Below are 17,533 nucleotides of genomic sequence, written 5' to 3' on the forward strand. Positions count from 1 at the left end.
AATAATTAATGCAAAAATTTTATTATGAACTGTTTCTTAAAATTCAAGAGCAGTATAAAAATTTATTTCTTGATTTTGTTTTCGATTTGGGTGTAGACGTTATAGAAGAAAAAGATAATGGTATTTATATACGCTCGGAAGAAAATTTAGAAGAGCTTGCTTGGGCAATTGAAATTTTTGCCCAAAAATTAAGTCAAAGATTCAATTTAAAAGAAAATATTATACTTCATAAAAGCATTGAAAAAAAAGAAAATAAAGACTGGGTGGAAGAATATAAAAAAGGAATAAAGCCCATTTTAATTGATAATATTTATATTCATACTACTTGGCAAGAAGAAAAAGAAAATTATCTCAATATTAAAATCAATCCTGCTTTAGCTTTTGGTTCTGGGCATCATGAAAGTACTTACGGCTGTGTAAAATTTCTACAAAAATTTGCTAAAAATAATTCAAGATCTTTAGATATAGGCTGTGGAAGCGGTATCTTAGCCATTGTTATGGCAAAATTAGGATGCAAAGTTGAAATTTGCGATACTGATGATTTGGCTATTGAAAGTGCCTTAGACAATGCAAAGTTAAATAATGTAAATTTCGCACAAGCTTGGCATGGTTCTGTAGATAAGGCAGAGGGATTATATGATTTGGTGGTTGCAAATATAATTGCTGATGTGATTTTGATTTTAGAAAAAGATATTAAAAAGCATTTAGAAGATAATGCTATACTTATCTTATCTGGAATTTTGGATAAGTATAAAACAAGAGTAAAAGAAAAATTTCAGGATTTAGAGCTTATTGATGAAATGCAAATCAATGAATGGTGCTCTTTGGTATATAAAAATAAAACAAAGGAAAAATGATGAATAATAACAACAATGCTCCTAGCAATAAGGGTAATCCGCAGAGCAATAACTTTTTCAACAAAAATCCAATTTTTATTTTTGCGATTTTTGCTATTGTTATGATAATTGTCTTTAAGGGATTTTTTGATGGCAATGGATCTTTAGGTGGTGCTTTAAATGGAACTGAGGTTAGCAAAAATGTACCTTATTCTGAACTCAAAAAACTTATTGAAAGTGGACAGATCAATCAAGTAAGTATAGGACAAACTACTATAAAAGCAGTTTCTAGTGCTCAAAATACAGTCTATACTACTAAAAAAGTTAATGATCCTGAATTTGTAAGCTTGCTTGATAGTAAGAATATTGCTTATGGAGCTTATTCTGAAACAAATTGGTTTACAGATATCTTGTTTTCTTGGGTTTTGCCTGTATTTATTTTCTTTGGAATTTGGATGTTTTTGGCAAGTCGTATGCAAAAAAATATGGGAAGTTCTATACTGGGTATAGGCAGCTCCAAAAAACTTGTAAATTCGGAAAAACCAAAAGTTAAATTTAATGATGTTGCGGGTGTAGAAGAGGCAAAAGAAGAAGTTAAGGAAATAGTAGATTTTTTAAAATATCCAGAAAGATATATTAAACTTGGTGCAAAAATTCCAAAAGGTTTATTGCTTGTAGGACCTCCAGGTACAGGAAAAACATTATTAGCAAAAGCAGTGGCAGGAGAAGCTGATGTGCCGTTTTTTAGCGTTTCAGGTTCATCTTTTATAGAAATGTTTGTGGGTGTGGGTGCTTCTCGTGTGAGGGATTTGTTTGAAAATGCAAAAAAAGAAGCCCCGGCTATTATATTTATCGATGAAATTGATGCTATAGGTAAAAGTCGTGCTGCAAGCGGTATGATGGGTGGCAATGATGAAAGAGAACAAACCTTAAATCAGCTTTTGGCTGAAATGGATGGTTTTGGAACTGAAAGTTCTCCAGTGATTGTTTTAGCGGCTACTAATAGACCTGAGGTTTTAGATGCAGCTCTTTTAAGACCAGGAAGATTTGATCGTCAAGTGTTGGTTGATAAACCTGATTTTAAAGGTAGATGCGACATTTTAAAAGTGCATATGAAAGATGTTAAAATTTCTCCAAAGGTTAAAGTAGAAGATATAGCGCGTTTAACCGCAGGGCTTGCAGGAGCTGATCTTGCAAATATTATCAACGAAGCAGCACTTTTAGCAGGTAGGGATTCGAAAAAATATGTAGAACAAAATGATCTTGTAGAAGCTGTTGAAAGAGCTATAGCTGGACTTGAAAAGAAATCACGTCGCATTAACGACAAAGAGAAGAAAATCGTTACTTATCATGAATGTGGACATGCTTTAATTGCTGAAACTACAAAGGGTGCAAAACGCGTTAGTAAGGTTTCTGTGATTCCTAGAGGGCTTGTTGCACTTGGTTATACACTCAATACGCCTGAAGAAAATAAATTTTTAATGCAAAAGCATGAGCTTATTGCCGAAGTTGATGTGCTTTTGGGCGGGCGTGCTGCAGAAGAGGTATTTATAGGCGAAATTTCTACCGGTGCAAGCAATGACCTTGAAAGAGCAACAGATATTATCAAGGCTATGATTTCAATGTATGGTATGAGTGAAATTGCAGGCTTGATGGTGCTTGAAAAACAAAGAAATACTTTTTTAACAGGTGGCCAAACTATAAAAGATTATTCTGAAAAAATGGCTGAATCTTTAGATGATTATGTTAAAAAGACTTTGGATGAGCGTTATAAAGATGTTAAAGACACTTTAAATACTTATAAGGGTGCGATTGAAACCATGGTTGCAGCACTTTATGAAGAAGAAACCATAGAAGGTGCTAAGGTAAGAGATATTATCAAAAGTTATGAAAATGAAAACAATCTTCCTACGCGTTTGCAGGAAATAAACGAAGAACATAAAGAAGAAAGCAAACAAGCAGAGTAATGGGAAAATATATTGCTAAAGAAGGACATTGGCTTATAGCTATAGTTTTTATCTTATTTGTTATTTGTTGGATATTTTATAGCTTTTCTGTCCTTCTTTTTTTATTTTTATTGGTGCTTTTGTTTATTTTTAGAATCCCAAATCGTGTAAGGGTATGCAATGATAGTAAGGCTATATTATCACCTATTGATGGCAGGATAACTAGAATAGAAAATACATTTGATAAATATTTAGGTGAAAGTGTTGAAATAAGCATTAAAAATGCTTTTTACGATGCTGGAGCTTTTTACACTCCTTTTAAAATGGATATTAATGATATTGCGCTAAAGCATGGACTTTTTTTATGCAGCGAATTAAAAAGCGCTAGAATAATGAATGAAAATGTAAGTATTTTTGCTTCAAGTAACGGATCTAATGTTGTTTTACGGATATATGCAGGCTCTTTTGATAGAAAATTGAAGCTCGATAATTTATCTCATAGCTTGACAGTTGGAGATAAAATGGGCTTTTTAATCAATGGAACCATAAGTATTTTATTGCCAAGAGATACACGAATTCATGTAGGACTTGGAGACGAGTTAAAATCAGGTTCTTTATTAGGCTACTTAGCTTAAGGATAAAAAATGAACAATAATAAATCACAATTTATTTATATTTTACCCAATCTTTTTACAGCAGCTTCAGCGTTTTTGGGTGTAATTTCTATAATCGCCTCTATACAAGGCAATTATTATATGGCTTTATTGTATATTATCTTTTCTTTAATATGTGATGGTCTTGATGGTCGTGTTGCAAGGCTTACAAAGACTACTTCTAAATTTGGCATTGAATTTGACTCTTTGGCCGATCTGATAGCCTTTGGCGCCGCACCGGCCATATTTTTTTATATGGTTATTGGCTCTGAATTTGGAAGATATGGCTCTTTAATAACTGCTTTTTTTGTTGTTTTTGGAGCAATACGCCTAGCAAGATTTAATGTCACTACAGGAACTTATGAACCATCTGTTTTTATAGGGCTTCCTATACCTACTGCAGCAGTTGTGAGTGCTATATGGACTTATGCGTTTATCAGTTATGATTTTTTAAAGCCTTATGGCGTAGTTTTTTTGGTGCTTCAGGCAATTTTAGGGCTTTTAATGGTAAGTAATATACGTTATCCTAGTTTTAAAAAGCTTGATTTTAATCGTTCTAGTGTTTTAAAAGTTTTGATTATTTTAATTATAATATTTTCATTTTTATATCTTTACCCTCTTGAAAGTTTAGTAATTTTAGCAAGCTTGTATGTGCTTTATGGAATTATTCGGGTTTTATATACCATTATCGTTTCAAAATTTAAGATAAGAAATCAAGAGTAAAATTTTTCAATGACTTCGCATTCTTCTTGAGTGAAGCCAGCTTTGATTCTTGCTTGAATGTTAAGTTTTTTTCCCGCAAGAGAGAATTGTTTAAACGTTTTGCAAAGCTCAATAAAATCATACCTGTTTTGATTTGCAAATTTCCACCAAGTATCTCCTTTTTTAACGTGTTTTATTTCATCATTAAGTATAATTTCAAGATATTCCATTAGAAGATTTTTAATGGAATGATTGGAACTTTGGAGTTTTTGAACAACAAAGGGGTTGGCATCAAGCCCTTTAGCTTCTAAACCTCTATGAACTACTCCCATTCTAAAACTTAAAGAGTCTTTTGTAGCTTCTAGAGCAGATTCTAAATTATCATGCACTGGAAAATTTCCATATTTGTAACCAAGTTCTTTAAGTGCTGAATTTAAAAGTTTGAAATGTTTAATTTCCTCATCTGCTACCTCCAGCCAATCGTAATAAAATTGCAAAGGTAGATTTTTAAAGCGATAACTCGCATCTAAAGCCAGGTTAATTGCATTAAATTCTATATGAGCGACTGAATGAATTATTTTAGCAAGTGCATGAGTTGAATTGACAAATTTAGGCCTTCTTATACGCGTAGGATGAAGCAAGGTAATTTGTTGCGATGTATTTTTTTTGAAAATGCTTTGATGCTCGTGATTAAAAATAAATTTGTGGCTTTTAAAGTCTTCATAAAAATTTTGAAAAGAGTGAAATTTTATAGTTATATTTTTTTCATATAAAATATCTTGAAGTTCTTGAAAAAATTCTTTTTGCATTTAAAACTTTCTTTAAAATTGTAAAAATTTATCATTTAAAATTGAAATTTTAATTATATAATATAAAAATTATTTTACAAGGGTAGATCATGAAAGAATTAAATGAAGAAGAAAAAAAAGTAATTTTAAATAAAGGAACAGAAGCTCCTTTTAGTGGGAAATATAATGATTTTTATGAAAAAGGAATCTATCAATGCAAGCAATGTGGAGCTTCGCTTTATAAATCCGAAGATAAATTTAAATCAGGTTGTGGATGGCCTAGCTTTGATGATGAAATAAAAGGGGCTGTTAAAAGAATTCCTGATAAAGATGGGATTAGAACCGAGATTGTATGTGCAAATTGCAATGGACATTTAGGTCATGTTTTTGAAGGAGAAGGATTTTCTGCTAAAAATGTAAGACATTGTGTAAATTCTATTTCTTTGGAATTTGTAAAAACTAAGGATTGATAGTGTTTTCTAGTATGGGTTCTGAGCTTTATTTGATGTTTTTTGCTGCAATTACTTTACTTGCTATATTAAATCCTTTTGGTAATTTAACTCAATTTTTGGCTATGAGTGATGGATTGCCTTTAATGCTTCGAAAAAAACTTTTTAGAACTATTCTCTATACAGCTTTTACTATAGTTTTAGTGTTTTTATTATCAGGACCTTTATTTATGAACTATATTTTTAGAGTTTCATTGGATGATTTAAGGGTTTCTGGTGGTTTGGTTCTTATTATAATGGCTATTAAAAATTTACTTTTTTCAACAAAAATTGCAACTAAGGATTTTAGTTCTTATCAAGATATGGATGATAAGGAAATTTTAAGACAGAGTTTAATACCTATGGCATTTCCTATGCTTGTTGGGCCTGGAACTTTAGCTAGCGTTATTGTTATAGCCGAAGATGGTGGGCTTGATGTTGCTCTTGGCGGAGTAATAATAGCTTTTATTTTTATGTTTATACTTTTTCATTTTGCAGCTACTATAGAAAAAATAGTTGGAAAATTGATTTTACATGTTTTTTCTCGTATAGCACAAGTATTTATTGTTGCTATGGGGTTTAAGATGATTATTGTAGGTTTAAAGGATATATTTAACTTATAAATTAATATAATTTTAAGTAAATAATACTATATAAATATGATATAATTTTAAAATAATTTATTATTAAAAAGGTGAGTTTTATGTTTGGTGCTAAGAAAAATAATACTAAAATAATTGAACAACTTGAAAAAAAATGTAATGGTTTAGGAGATATTTTAAGATCTATTGGGAATACCATGGCGGTAATTGAATTTACTACCGATGGCGTTATTTTAGAGGCAAATCAAAATTTTTTAACAACTATGAAATACTCCCTTTCAGAGATCAAGGGTAAGCATCATAGTATGTTTTGTTTGCCTGAAGTTGTTAATTCTTCAGCATATAGTGATTTTTGGAAAGATTTAAGAGATGGAAAAGCTAGAAGTGGTCTTTTTAGACGTATAGCTAAGGGAGGGATAGATGTTTATTTAGAAGCAAATTATCTTCCAATTAGTGATAATAATGGTTATGTTTATAAAATTATTAAATTTGCCAATGATATAACTCAAAGACATTATGAAATGCTTGATCTTAGAAATACTATTGCTGCTGCTAATCGTTCTATGGCTATTATTGAATTTAAACCTGATGGGACTATTATTACGGCTAATGAAAATTTTTTAAGAACTATGGATTTTAATATTGATGAGATTAAAGGAAAGCATCATAGTATGTTCTGTGATTCTAATTATAGACACTCTAAGGATTATGTTCAATTTTGGGAAGATTTAAGAGAGGGCAAATTTCAATCAGGTAAATATATAAGATACGGAAGAAATAATAAAAAAGTATACCTTGAAGCAAGTTATAATCCAGTTAAAAATGATGATGGAAAAATTTACAAGGTTATTAAATTTGCTACAGATATAAGCGAACAAGTTAAAAAAGATCAAGAAAAACTTCGTCTCATAAGCGAACTTGCAGAAAAAAATGATAATCTTACTCAAGATGGAGATCGCGTAATTGAAAACACTGTTTCAAATGTTCAGAATATTGCTGATATGATGTCTCAAAGTTCAAATCTTGTTTCCTCTTTAAATCAACAATCAGATGAAATTAAATCTATTATTCAAACTATTAGTGATATTGCTGATCAGACTAATCTGCTTGCTTTAAATGCTGCTATTGAGGCAGCACGTGCTGGTGAACATGGAAGAGGTTTTGCTGTTGTTGCTGATGAAGTAAGAAGTTTAGCTGAAAGAACAGGGCATTCGGTTAATGAAATTACCACTACGATTAATTCTATTCGTAATGTTACATCACAAGTGGTTGAGAGTATTAAAAGCGGTTTAGAGGATGTTAATAAGAGTGTTGAACTTGCAAAAGAAGCAAGAGAGTGTATGGAGAAAATTCGTGAAAGCTCTGCTGAAGTTGCTAAAGCGATGTCATAAGCGTGATTTTCACGCTTATTTTTAAGTAATTAAATCTTTAAAATTTTTAAAACCACTTTCTTGATTGCATTTTTCTTTTAAAATATTTAAAAATTCTTTCCTAGAAATATTATGAGCACCCATAAATTCTAAATGTTGGTTATAAACTTGACAATCTATGATAAAATCATAAGGTTTTAATAAATCACAAAGTTTAATCATGGCAACTTTAGATGCATTTTTTTTAATGCTTACCATGCTTTCACCAAAGAAAACCTTGCCTAAAATTAAACCATAAATTCCACCTATAAGTTCATTATTTTCATAAAGTTCAAGGCTATGCGCATAGCCTTGGGTAAATAACTTATAATAAGTGGTAATAAATTCATCATCTATCCAGCTTTGAGAGCGTGTATCGCGACATAATGTAATTAATTTTAAAAAATCATAATCAAGTTTAATTTGATAGAGATTAATAAATTTTTTCATATTTTTTTGGATGTGAATTTGATTTGGAATTAAAATGCATCTAGGATCAGGGCACCACCAAGTAACGGGTTTGTTAGTCCATGGAAAAAGCCCAAAACGATAGGCTTTTAAGATAAAATCAGGTTCTAATTTTTGACTTAAAAAAACGGGTGCGTCTTTGGGCGCATCCATAAGTTTAGAATATAAGATCGAGCTTTCCATTTTTATTAAGCTTGATTTTAGCTATCCCGCCTTTTTTAAGTTTTCCAAATAAAATTTCATCACTGATTTTTTCTCCGATTTCTTCGGAAATAATGCGTTTTAATAATCTTACTCCAAATTCTTTATTGTAGGCTTTTTTCGCTAAGTATAGCTTAGCTTTTTCATCAGCAACTAATTGGATATTTTTAAGATTTTTAGAAATTTCATCTAATTCTTTTTGAATGATTTTAACAAGCACAGTATCATCTAGATCGTTAAAATGAAGAATTTTATCAATACGATTGATAAATTCAGGTGCAAAAAAATCTTTAATAGCACGGTTGCTTTTTTCTTCATTTTTGCTTAGGAATCCAAGCTCATTGCTTTCTTTTAGCCCTAAATTTGAAGTCATGATTATAATAGTATTTTTAAAGTCAGCTTTAAGGCCACTATTGTCTGTAAGCTCTGCATTATCAAAGATTTGCAAGAAAGTATTGCTTAAATCAGGATGAGCTTTTTCTATCTCATCAAAGAGGATAAGACTGAAAGGATTTTTCCGAACCGCATTGCTTAAAAGTCCTCCATCTTCATATCCCACATATCCTGCAGGAGAACCTATGAGTTTGCTTATGCTATGTTTTTCTGCATATTCGCTCATATCAAAACGCTCTAAATTTAAACCTAAAAATTCTGCTAAAACTTTGCAAAGTTCAGTTTTTCCAACTCCGCTAGATCCTGTAAATAAAAATACTCCTCGTGGGGTATTTAAATTTTTAAATCCTGCAAAACTTTGTTTTAGGGTCGCAACAAGCTTGTCAATCACTTCATCTTGACCAAATATTTTTGCCTTTAAATTAAGACTTAGATTCATCAAGGCTTTATTTTGATCAAATTCAAACATTTTATGATGATGAGTCATTTTGGCTAAAACTTGTTCTAAATCTTTAATATCGGCATTTTTTTTAGTTTTTGCCTTAAGAACATAAGAAGCTCCAAGCTCATCGATAAGATCTATAGCACTATCAGGAAGGTATTTATCGCTGAAAAATTTCTTGCCCCAAACAACAGCTTGCTGAAGGACTTCATCACTAATTTTAATCTTATGAAAATCCTCATATTTGCTTTTTAAACCTTGTAAAATTTGAAAAGCTTCTTCTTGACTTGGTTCATCTACATTGATTTTAGCAAAACGGCGACTTAAGGCTTTGTTTTTATCAAAAGTATTTTTATATTCCATAAAAGTGGTTGCACCTATACATTTTAAAGTGCCATTGCTTAAGGCTGGCTTGAGTAGATTGGAAAAATCTGTATGTGATTCTCCAGTTGCTCCAGCTCCAACTATGGTGTGAATTTCATCTATAAATAAGATAGCATTAGGAAGTTTTTGAAGTCCTTCTAAGACTTCTTTGATTCGTTTTTCAAAATCGCCACGATATTTAGTCCCTGAAAGCAATCCTGCTATATCTAGGCTAAAAATTTTAGCATTTTGCAAATTTTTTGGAACTTTTTTTTCAGCAATGACCAATGCAAGTCCTTCAACTATCGCAGTTTTTCCAACTCCAGCTTCTCCGATTAAAATAGGATTGTTTTTCTTGCGTCTTGATAGGATTTGTATAATGCGCTCAAGCTCGAATTTTCTTCCTATTAAAGGGTCTATTTTACCTTTTTGCGCCAAAAGCGTTAAGTCGCTTGCGTAAGAATTTAAATTTTCTATTTCGCTATTTTGTTTAAAATCTTGAATTTTTTCTAAATTCATACCATGTTTTTGCAAAAGAAAGCTCGAATATGTTCTATCATCTTGGATGAGTTTTTCTAAAAAATCAATGATTTTTATTTCATTTTTATGATTAAGAATTTCATCTAAAACTATAGAATTAACAGGTTCGATTTCTTGATCCAAACTTTGGTTTTTTTCTGCTATATAATTTTTAAGTTCGCTTTCTAAAAGTTCAAATTCGGCATCTGCGAGTTCTTCAAATATTGATTTAAAATCTGAACTTAGTTTTAATATAGCAAAAAGCACATGCTCACAAGTTGTAAATTCATGACGATTGATAGTGCTTAAATGTTTAGCATTATCAAGGTATTTTTGTAAATTTTCTTGATATTTCATTCTTCTTCCACTCTAGTTTGTAAAGGAAAATTTGCCAATTTAGCAGCATCAGAAACTTTTTTTTGCTTTGAAAGTGCAATTTCTTGAGTGTAAATCCCACAAATTCCACTGCCATTAAGATGAACCTCTAACATAATTTTATTAGCTGTTTCAAAATCATGGTAGAAAATATTGATTAAAACTTCAATAACAAAATCCATCGTGGTTACATCATCGTTTAATAATATAACCTTAAACATTTTAGGCTCTTTAAGCTTACTTTTTTCTAATACTTTTAACTTTGGCATTATTTTTCTTTATAAATTTTATCTAAATCATCTTGTATAAAATCTGTTGGAATTTTACCTAAATAAAAATTTGTTGAAGTGTTATTATCCCAATAATTGCTAAGATTTTGATAAATTCCATTTTTTATTACCACTTTAAAAGGCAATTGCTCCATGCTTTGATAATCTATATCTTTTAAAATTTGAGCAATAATACGATCATTTTGCGAATCATTACTTAAGAAATAATAAGCTCCATAATCATCAGCAAATTTTTTAACCGTTTCATCACTTACATCTTCAAAATGTGTTAGCCCCATGATAATAAATTTATTTGAGTTATTTTTCCAAAGTTTGCTAAGCTCTAAAGCTTCTTCTTTGCAAGGAGCGCAAAAAGTTCCAAAAAAATCAATCATCAACACTTTATCTTCTTCGCCTTCAACAATGAAGCCTTTATCGGTGCGAATTAAGGTTTTAGCTCCTCCATTTACGCTATTTAATACAATCTTATCGCCTTTGCTGTATTCTTCAAACATAAAATCATTTTGTATGTCTTCTTGGTGCGAGCAAGCGCTTATAAAAAAACCTATAATGATAAAAAATGACAATATCGTTTTCTTTTTCATGCTAGTCCTTTATTTGTAATTTTTCATAGCAGATCTTGCTTCCATATCTGCTTGTTTTTTCTTTAAACCTTCGCGTTTATCGTGCAGATTTTTTCCTTTAGCTAAGGCTAGCGTGGCTTTAACTTTGTTTTTATGGTTAAAATAGAGTTCTAAGACTACCAAGGTGTATCCCTCAATACTAACTTTGCCTAAAAGCTTATCTATTTGCTTGCGGTGCATTAAAAGTTTTCTAGCAGCTCTTTCTTCATGTTTATAATAAGAATGCGTAGTGCTAAGGTGCGATATATGAGCATTTAGCAAAAATAATTCACCCTTAATAATACGCACAAAAGAGTCTTTTAAATTTGCCCTTCCAGCGCGTAAAGCCACGACTTCACTACCCTTTAAAACCACTCCTGATTCAAAGCGTTCTATAATGCTATAATCAAATAAGGCTTTTTTATTTCTAGCAATGACTTTCATTGATGTACCTTAAAAACGCTACTTCCGCTTCCACTTAGGAAAAAACCTTGTTCTAAAAAAAGAAACATTTTAGGATATAAAGTTACACAAGGAGTAAATAAATCATTAAGCTGGGTATTTTTAAAAGTTTCTAAAAGTTCTTTCGTGTTTAAATCTTTGTAAATTTTAGCTTCAAGAATGTTTTTTTCAAAATCAATTTCCCCTTTATCAAATTCATCATAAACTTTTTTAGTTTGACAAGATACTTCAGGAAAAACCCATTCTAGGCTCGGTATAGTATCATTAAATTCTTCTATGATTTCACCACATCCGCTTACATTAGCACTTTCAAAACCACTCAAGAAAAAAGCAATATCACTGCCTAGTTGAGTGCTTAATTCTATAAGTTTTTGAGTGCTTAATTTTAAGTTTAGTTCTTCATTAATTAGCATTAAAAAACTTGCGCAATCACTACTACCTCCCCCAAGTCCTGCACATGTGGGGATATTTTTGATTAATTTTAAGCTTTTGGTTTTAAAAAATTCTTCTAATTCATTTTGATAGCCATTTTGACAAAGTAAATGATAAGCTTTTGTGATGATATTATCCTCGCAATTAAAATTACTAATGATTTCAAAACCTTTAGGAGAATTAGAGCTTTTTTCAACGATATGAATTTCATCAAAAAGGTTTTTTAAAAGTATAAAGCGAGATTCTAAAAGATGATATCGTCTTTTATCAAATCCGACAAGTTTTAAAAAAATATTTGCTTTAGCATATGCTTTCATGGGATCAATTTTTTGCTTAAGTCATCTAATTTAACATCGTTTTTTACCACAGAATGTAAATTCTCATCTTTGATTTGAGTAAGGAGTTCTTTTCTTAAAATCATTAGAGATTTTGGAGCATCGATGCCTATTTTGGCATATCCTTTTCCAGTTTGAACGATTTTGATTTCAATTCCTTCACCAATAACAATACTTTCATTTTCTTTTCGTGATAATATTAGCATTTTTCAACCTTATTTAAAAGATATTCTACTTTATTTTCTTTAATATTTATAATACTAAAATACTTTTTATTTTCTATATAATAAAAACCCTCATCTTGAAATTTTAATTCTTCTAGGGATATTTTAGTGCCATTTTCAAGTTTTGTTAAATCTTTAATGAAATTAGGCTTTAAATTTAGATATTCTAACACATTTAAGCTTTTTTCGTGATTATAAAAAAATTCTCCCTCACGGATGCGCTCAAGAGAACTTAAAGTGGCATTAATACCTAATTTTTTAGCAAAAAGCTCACAATAAGATCTTATATAAGCTCCTTCGCTAACGCTTAATTCAAGCTGTAAAAAGGGATGAGTATAATGTATGATTTTGCAAGAGAAAATTTCCATTATACAAGATTTTAACTCTATATTTTCACCTCTTTTGGCAAATTCATAAGCTCTTTTACCTTCTATTCTTTTAGCACTAAATTGCGGTGGGGTATAAGAAATTTTTCCTAAAAGTTCCATTTTGATTTGTTCTAAGAGTTTAATGTCAAAAGCTTTTATAAGCTTTATTTCTTGTATGTTTTTATTATCAAGACTTAGAGATTTAACCCCAAGCCAAAGTGTTGCTTGGTATGTTTTTGGAGTTTTTTTTAAAAATCTAAAAAGCTTAGTGTATTGCCCAAAGGCGACTATTAAAACCCCTTTGGCAAAGGGATCTAAAGTTCCTGAATAACCTGCCTTTTTATTTTTATATCTTTTTTTTATCTGACCTAAAAAAGCATTAGAACTCATTTCTGCGGGTTTAAAAGCGGCAAAAATTTTATTCATACGGCTTTTTCCACAAAACTTGCCATAATAATGCGTTCTATTCCGCCAAAATTTATGGTAAGTTTTTCTTCTTTTGCGCTTTTATTGACACTAATAACGCGTCCTATGCCAAAAATTTTATGTTTGACTAGATCTCCTTTATGATATCCTTGTTCGGTTTTGTTTATAGAGATTTTTTTTGTTAATTGACTTTCTTCTAAAAAACGACTAGAGTCTAATTCCGTGCGACTTCCTCGGTAAAAACGAGATTTTGCAATGCTTAGCGATAGACATTTTTTAGCACGAGTGATAGCCACATAAGCAAGGCGTCTTTCTTCTTCTATATCACTTTCATTTAAAGGAAAAAATCCTTCTTCAAGTCCTACGATAAATACATGATCAAATTCCAAACCCTTGCTTGTATGCACACTCATAAGATATACACATTCTCCCTCAATCCCATCTTGATCACTTAGCAGTGAAATTTCACTTAAAATATCTTCTAGAGTTGTTTGAGGTTCTTCTTTTATTTTTTCTTTAATACTTGCATAAAATTCATCGATATTTAATACGCGTTCATCACCATCTTCTTGAAGAGCGTAAAATTCTTTAAAAGCAAAAAGTTCTTCAAAATTTTCAATCATTTTTTTTAAATCAGAATATTCTCTAAGTTTATAAATATTTTGTATGAATTTTTTTGCTTCATTTTGTGCTTTTTTAAGAGAAAAAATTCCCACACCCCCATCGCTTTCGCACAATGCTTCAAAGAGTGAAATTTTTCTTTTTTGTGCATAATCTTCTAAATTTTGTAAAGCTTTTTCACCTATGCTTCTTTTAGGTCTATTGATAATGCGTTTAAAGGATAAATCATCATTGGGGTTGATTAAAATTCTAAGATAGCAAATGAGGTCTTTAATTTCAAGTCTTTCATAAAAACGCATTCCACTTAGCAATTTATAAGGAATTTTTTCCTTCATAAAGGCTTCTTCTATGGATCTTGAAAGAGCATTGATACGAAATAAAACAGCAATTTCTCCAGCATAAATGCCCGAATTTAAAAGCTCTTTGATTTTTTTAGCCACCAATGCACTTTCGATTTTTTCATTATCCGAACTTAGAATTTGAATATCTTCACCCTCATCTTTTGTGCAAAGTAGGGTTTTTCCAAGACGTTTTTTATTGTGCGATATTAGGTTATTAGCAGCTTTTAAAATCATACCCACAGAACGATAATTTTGCTCTAATTTAACAAGTTTTACATTTGAAAATTCACTTTGGAAATTTAAAATATTTTCTATCTTTGCACCACGCCAACTATAAATGCTTTGATCATCATCCCCTACAACGCATATATTTTCATGAACGCAGCAAAGATTTTTAAGAATTTTGTATTGTAAAGCATTGGTATCTTGATATTCATCGACTGTGATATAACGATAAAAAGAGCTTTGCTCTTTGGCGAAATTTTGATCATTTTCCAAAAGAATATTGGTCAAAAGTAAAAGATCATCAAAATCTACGAAATTGTGCTTGAGTAAATATTCTTGATAGTTTTGATAATAAATAGCAATTTTTTGCAAGGCTTGGTGTTTGATTTCATTATCTTTTAACAATTCCAGATCATTAAATACATCTTGAACACTTTTACTTTCATTTTTAAAGTGCGAGATAAACTGAAGAATTTGATGAGGGCTAGTTTTATCATCATTAATGAGTTCTTTTAAAATTTTTTTAGAATCATCATTATCGATGATAATAAAATTATTTTTTCTTCCTAATCTTTCTATATGGAGTTTTAAAAACAATAAGCCAAATTTATGAAAAGTGCAAAGTAAAGGATTTTCACTGCTATTAAGAAGGCTTAAGGCTCTATTTTTCATCACACTTGCAGCCTTGTTTGTAAAGGTTAGGGTTAGGGTATTGATAGCAGGAATTCCAACTTCCCCAATCATATAGGCAAGACGCGTTGTAATTGTTTTGGTTTTTCCACTACCCGCACCTGCTAGTATAAGCATAGGGCCATCGATATGACTTGCAGCCTCTTTTTGACTTTCGTTTAAACCTGTAAATAAATTCATTTTTTGAAAATGTCTTTGTTTTTAGGGTTGTTTAAAAAGATATTTTTGGATTTTTGTGACTTTGTATTATCTTTGCGTTTGTAAAAACTAAAATTAACAAACAAAACACTATTTTCAACTTGAATTTGAGTAATTGCTCCAAGATCTACTTTAACATAGCTAGCAAAATCATCAGGGCCAAAACCTGCATGAAATTGTATATGATCTTTTTCTAATTGAATGGACTCAAAAGTATATCCTCCAAGGACAAATAATGTAAAAGGGTTTTGTTTAACATCCAAATTTTCAGGCAATATAGGATCAAAATCAATAAAATTTGTATTAGCCACTATAGAAAATTCTATATTTTCTTGGATTAAGATTGAAAGTAAATCATAGCAATTTTTTTGCATTAAAGCAATGAAATTTTCATTTTCAAGAATTTTTTCTATCATTGTTTTAGCCTCATAAATTCATCGATAAGTTTTTTGATTTCTACTATACCTATTTCCCAAAAGCTTTTATCTTCTATATCAAATCCAAACATTCCCACAAGTTCTTTTGGACTTACACTTCCCCCAAGAGAGAGCATTTTGATATAAAGTTCTTTAAAATTGCTACAAGCATTGCTCTTGTAAAGCCCATAAAGCGCGAGTACTAAAAGCTGGGCATAAGCATAAGCGTAGCAGTAAAAAGGACTGTGGATAAAATGAGGAATATAGCTCCACCAAAGGGCATAATTTTTACTTAGTTCCACGCTTTCACCAAACATTTTTTGAGATTCTTCCATCCAAATTTGAGAAATTTCTTCACTTTTTAGCTCATTTTCATTAGCATGAATGCGTCTTTCAAAACAAGTGAAATTAATCTGTCTATAAAGAGTGGCGAAAATATCTTCGATTTTTGCAGCATAAAGCGCTAACAATTCTTCTTTTTTGAGCTTGTTTTTAACATAATCAAATACCAACATTTCAGCAAACACTGAAGCAGTTTCAGCTGTAGTCAAAGGAGTATTTTGATTTAAAAAAGAAACATTATAAGAAAGTTTTTGATGTATGGCGTGTCCTAACTCATGAGCAAGCGTAAAAAGATCGCGCCTTCCATCTGTATAATTTAGCAAGATAAAAGGATGAGTGTCTGGGGTAGCTGAATGTGAAAAAGCACCACTTTGTTTTTTATCTTGCGGATAAACATCTATCCAACCCTTTTCAAATGCTTCTTTTGCAATATCTCCAAAAACAGGAGAAAAATCATAAAAAGCATTTAAAATGATTTTTTTACTTTCCTCAAAACTGAATTTTGCCTCTTTGCCAATGGGTGCATAACGATCATAATCTTTAAGTTTGTTAAAGCCTAAAATTTGTTTTTTTCTTTTATAGAAATTAGATACGAGGTAAAAATGTTTCTGCGTGGTTTGAATCAGCGAATCAACACTTTGTTGGGTGATTTGATTTTGCAAGTGCCTTGGAGTTTCTGCGCTTTCATATCCGCGTAATTTGCAAATATTGTTTAATTCTGTTTTGATCATATTGAAAATAAAAGTGAGCAAATTTAAATTTTTATCAAGGGCTTTGGTAAATTTTTTAGCGGCTTTTTTTCTTATCTTTCTGTCATTATTGTAAAGTTTGCTTAAAATTTCTTCCTCGCTAAGCTTATTGCCTTCGAAAGGAATTTTTAATGCAGCCATGCTTTCATCAAATAATCTACTAAAAGCATTAGCTCCTGTATTTGAAAGATAAAGCATTATGCGTTCTTCTTTTTGGCTTAGATTGTAGCGTTTATTTTGAAGAAGATTTTGCAAGTAAAAATCATAGCCTTTGCAAAATTTAATCAATTCTTTAGTTTTTTCTTCACTAAGTTCACAAAATTCTAATTCAAAAAATAATAAATTTTCTTCTATTTTTTTACATTCTTGTTCATATTTAGCACAAAAAGAACCCTTGGAGCTATCCTTAGCAAAGCATAAATAAGCATAAGTCATAATTTTTGAGAGTATTAAATGTAAATGTTCGTATTCTTTTAAAGCGTTTAAAAAATCATCAGGGTTTAATTTATCTAAAGTAGTAGAATAATTTTTTTTGAATTTTTTAGATTGTTGAATATAGTTTTGCGTTGTGTTTTCTAATTCATCTTCGTTTTTAAACAATGCTCCCAAATCCCAAGTTAACATATT

The 17,533-nt window shown here is 30.6% G+C and carries 19 protein-coding genes; 7 read left to right on the forward strand and 12 right to left on the reverse strand.

What is annotated here, in order from left to right:
* Positions 1-8: 8 nt before the first annotated feature.
* From BGS43_RS00670 to pssA, 4 genes are read left to right on the forward strand one after another with little or no spacing between them, the layout of a single operon-like run.
* Positions 9-857: a 50S ribosomal protein L11 methyltransferase gene (locus BGS43_RS00670; protein WP_042963208.1), complete on the forward strand. Its 849-nt coding sequence runs from the start codon at positions 9-11 to the stop codon at positions 855-857.
* Complete coding sequence (gene ftsH / locus BGS43_RS00675) at positions 857-2,803, forward strand: ATP-dependent zinc metalloprotease FtsH (protein WP_096568438.1); 1,947 nt, start codon at positions 857-859, stop codon at positions 2,801-2,803. The genes BGS43_RS00670 and ftsH overlap by 1 nt, the downstream gene beginning before the upstream one ends.
* Entirely contained in the window at positions 2,803-3,417 is a 615-nt protein-coding gene (locus BGS43_RS00680; RefSeq protein ID WP_025399061.1) for a phosphatidylserine decarboxylase, read from the forward strand. The genes ftsH and BGS43_RS00680 overlap by 1 nt, the downstream gene beginning before the upstream one ends.
* A gap of 9 nt (positions 3,418-3,426) precedes the next feature.
* Positions 3,427-4,158 (forward strand): CDP-diacylglycerol--serine O-phosphatidyltransferase, encoded by a 732-nt coding sequence (gene pssA, locus BGS43_RS00685; RefSeq protein ID WP_002826107.1) that lies wholly within the window; start codon positions 3,427-3,429, stop codon positions 4,156-4,158.
* Here the strand turns inward: pssA and BGS43_RS00690 are convergent.
* Positions 4,149-4,946, reverse strand: a complete 798-nt coding sequence (locus BGS43_RS00690; RefSeq protein WP_002826106.1) for a ferritin-like domain-containing protein — start codon at positions 4,944-4,946, stop codon at positions 4,149-4,151. The two genes, pssA and BGS43_RS00690, sit on opposite strands and share 10 nt — an antisense overlap.
* Positions 4,947-5,035: 89 nt before the next feature.
* Between BGS43_RS00690 and BGS43_RS00695 the strand changes: the two genes are divergently transcribed.
* The 3 genes from BGS43_RS00695 (at position 5,036) to cetZ (ending at position 7,406) form a co-directional block, all read left to right on the forward strand.
* On the forward strand, positions 5,036-5,395 hold the full coding sequence (locus BGS43_RS00695; RefSeq protein WP_002826104.1) for a methionine-R-sulfoxide reductase: 360 nt from the start codon (positions 5,036-5,038) through the stop codon (positions 5,393-5,395).
* A gap of 14 nt (positions 5,396-5,409) precedes the next feature.
* Positions 5,410-6,036, forward strand: a complete 627-nt coding sequence (locus BGS43_RS00700) for a MarC family protein (protein ID WP_072219705.1) — start codon at positions 5,410-5,412, stop codon at positions 6,034-6,036.
* 80 nt (positions 6,037-6,116) lie between these two features.
* On the forward strand, positions 6,117-7,406 hold the full coding sequence (cetZ, locus tag BGS43_RS00705) for an energy taxis response protein CetZ (protein ID WP_002826101.1): 1,290 nt from the start codon (positions 6,117-6,119) through the stop codon (positions 7,404-7,406).
* Between the two features lie 21 nt (positions 7,407-7,427).
* Here cetZ and aat read toward each other — a convergent pair whose 3' ends face one another.
* The 11 genes from aat to BGS43_RS00760 are packed head-to-tail and all read right to left on the reverse strand — an operon-like array spanning position 7,428 to position 17,530.
* Complete coding sequence (aat, locus tag BGS43_RS00710) at positions 7,428-8,075, reverse strand: leucyl/phenylalanyl-tRNA--protein transferase (protein WP_096568441.1); 648 nt, start codon at positions 8,073-8,075, stop codon at positions 7,428-7,430.
* Positions 8,050-10,167 carry an AAA family ATPase gene (locus BGS43_RS00715; RefSeq protein ID WP_096568444.1) on the reverse strand — a complete coding sequence of 706 codons (2,118 nt, stop codon included), beginning with the start codon at positions 10,165-10,167 and terminating at the stop codon, positions 8,050-8,052. The genes aat and BGS43_RS00715 overlap by 26 nt, the downstream gene beginning before the upstream one ends.
* Positions 10,164-10,454 carry an ATP-dependent Clp protease adaptor ClpS gene (locus BGS43_RS00720; RefSeq protein WP_002777182.1) on the reverse strand — a complete coding sequence of 97 codons (291 nt, stop codon included), beginning with the start codon at positions 10,452-10,454 and terminating at the stop codon, positions 10,164-10,166. Before BGS43_RS00720 ends, BGS43_RS00715 begins: the two co-directional genes overlap by 4 nt.
* The gene (locus BGS43_RS00725; protein WP_096568447.1) at positions 10,454-11,059 is read right to left on the reverse strand and encodes a TlpA disulfide reductase family protein; all 606 of its coding nucleotides are present in this window, start codon (positions 11,057-11,059) and stop codon (positions 10,454-10,456) included. The genes BGS43_RS00720 and BGS43_RS00725 overlap by 1 nt, the downstream gene beginning before the upstream one ends.
* 9 nt (positions 11,060-11,068) lie before the next feature.
* Positions 11,069-11,521 (reverse strand): SsrA-binding protein SmpB, encoded by a 453-nt coding sequence (smpB, locus tag BGS43_RS00730; protein ID WP_002797710.1) that lies wholly within the window; start codon positions 11,519-11,521, stop codon positions 11,069-11,071.
* Positions 11,518-12,288 carry a 4-(cytidine 5'-diphospho)-2-C-methyl-D-erythritol kinase gene (locus BGS43_RS00735; protein ID WP_002797708.1) on the reverse strand — a complete coding sequence of 257 codons (771 nt, stop codon included), beginning with the start codon at positions 12,286-12,288 and terminating at the stop codon, positions 11,518-11,520. Before BGS43_RS00735 ends, smpB begins: the two co-directional genes overlap by 4 nt.
* Entirely contained in the window at positions 12,285-12,512 is a 228-nt protein-coding gene (gene csrA / locus BGS43_RS00740) for a carbon storage regulator CsrA (RefSeq protein WP_002777178.1), read from the reverse strand. The genes BGS43_RS00735 and csrA overlap by 4 nt, the downstream gene beginning before the upstream one ends.
* Entirely contained in the window at positions 12,506-13,324 is an 819-nt protein-coding gene (gene truB, locus BGS43_RS00745; protein ID WP_002826094.1) for a tRNA pseudouridine(55) synthase TruB, read from the reverse strand. The genes csrA and truB overlap by 7 nt, the downstream gene beginning before the upstream one ends.
* Positions 13,321-15,381: an ATP-dependent helicase gene (locus BGS43_RS00750; protein WP_025399057.1), complete on the reverse strand. Its 2,061-nt coding sequence runs from the start codon at positions 15,379-15,381 to the stop codon at positions 13,321-13,323. Before BGS43_RS00750 ends, truB begins: the two co-directional genes overlap by 4 nt.
* A complete protein-coding gene (locus BGS43_RS00755) occupies positions 15,378-15,815 on the reverse strand; it encodes a hypothetical protein (protein WP_002826090.1) in 438 nt (145 codons plus the stop codon). Before BGS43_RS00755 ends, BGS43_RS00750 begins: the two co-directional genes overlap by 4 nt.
* The gene (locus tag BGS43_RS00760; protein ID WP_025399056.1) at positions 15,812-17,530 is read right to left on the reverse strand and encodes a M3 family oligoendopeptidase; all 1,719 of its coding nucleotides are present in this window, start codon (positions 17,528-17,530) and stop codon (positions 15,812-15,814) included. Before BGS43_RS00760 ends, BGS43_RS00755 begins: the two co-directional genes overlap by 4 nt.
* Positions 17,531-17,533 lie beyond the last annotated feature (3 nt).

The organism is Campylobacter sp. 110 (genome assembly GCF_002383965.1).
GTDB lineage: Bacteria > Campylobacterota > Campylobacteria > Campylobacterales > Campylobacteraceae > Campylobacter_D > Campylobacter_D coli.

Excerpts from the sequence above, each read along its gene's own strand:
- BGS43_RS00670 (WP_042963208.1), top strand. The coding sequence starts at position 9 with ATGCAAAAATTTTATTATGAACTGTTTCTTAAAATTCAAGAGCAGTAT.
- ftsH (WP_096568438.1), top strand. The coding sequence starts at position 857 with ATGAATAATAACAACAATGCTCCTAGCAATAAGGGTAATCCGCAGAGC.
- BGS43_RS00680 (WP_025399061.1), top strand. The coding sequence starts at position 2,803 with ATGGGAAAATATATTGCTAAAGAAGGACATTGGCTTATAGCTATAGTT.
- pssA (WP_002826107.1), top strand. The coding sequence starts at position 3,427 with ATGAACAATAATAAATCACAATTTATTTATATTTTACCCAATCTTTTT.
- BGS43_RS00690 (WP_002826106.1), bottom strand. The coding sequence starts at position 4,946 with ATGCAAAAAGAATTTTTTCAAGAACTTCAAGATATTTTATATGAAAAA.
- BGS43_RS00695 (WP_002826104.1), top strand. The coding sequence starts at position 5,036 with ATGAAAGAATTAAATGAAGAAGAAAAAAAAGTAATTTTAAATAAAGGA.
- BGS43_RS00700 (WP_072219705.1), top strand. The coding sequence starts at position 5,410 with ATGGGTTCTGAGCTTTATTTGATGTTTTTTGCTGCAATTACTTTACTT.
- cetZ (WP_002826101.1), top strand. The coding sequence starts at position 6,117 with ATGTTTGGTGCTAAGAAAAATAATACTAAAATAATTGAACAACTTGAA.
- aat (WP_096568441.1), bottom strand. The coding sequence starts at position 8,075 with ATGGAAAGCTCGATCTTATATTCTAAACTTATGGATGCGCCCAAAGAC.
- BGS43_RS00715 (WP_096568444.1), bottom strand. The coding sequence starts at position 10,167 with ATGAAATATCAAGAAAATTTACAAAAATACCTTGATAATGCTAAACAT.
- BGS43_RS00720 (WP_002777182.1), bottom strand. The coding sequence starts at position 10,454 with ATGCCAAAGTTAAAAGTATTAGAAAAAAGTAAGCTTAAAGAGCCTAAA.
- BGS43_RS00725 (WP_096568447.1), bottom strand. The coding sequence starts at position 11,059 with ATGAAAAAGAAAACGATATTGTCATTTTTTATCATTATAGGTTTTTTT.
- smpB (WP_002797710.1), bottom strand. The coding sequence starts at position 11,521 with ATGAAAGTCATTGCTAGAAATAAAAAAGCCTTATTTGATTATAGCATT.
- BGS43_RS00735 (WP_002797708.1), bottom strand. The coding sequence starts at position 12,288 with ATGAAAGCATATGCTAAAGCAAATATTTTTTTAAAACTTGTCGGATTT.
- csrA (WP_002777178.1), bottom strand. The coding sequence starts at position 12,512 with ATGCTAATATTATCACGAAAAGAAAATGAAAGTATTGTTATTGGTGAA.
- truB (WP_002826094.1), bottom strand. The coding sequence starts at position 13,324 with ATGAATAAAATTTTTGCCGCTTTTAAACCCGCAGAAATGAGTTCTAAT.
- BGS43_RS00750 (WP_025399057.1), bottom strand. The coding sequence starts at position 15,381 with ATGAATTTATTTACAGGTTTAAACGAAAGTCAAAAAGAGGCTGCAAGT.
- BGS43_RS00755 (WP_002826090.1), bottom strand. The coding sequence starts at position 15,815 with ATGATAGAAAAAATTCTTGAAAATGAAAATTTCATTGCTTTAATGCAA.
- BGS43_RS00760 (WP_025399056.1), bottom strand. The coding sequence starts at position 17,530 with ATGTTAACTTGGGATTTGGGAGCATTGTTTAAAAACGAAGATGAATTA.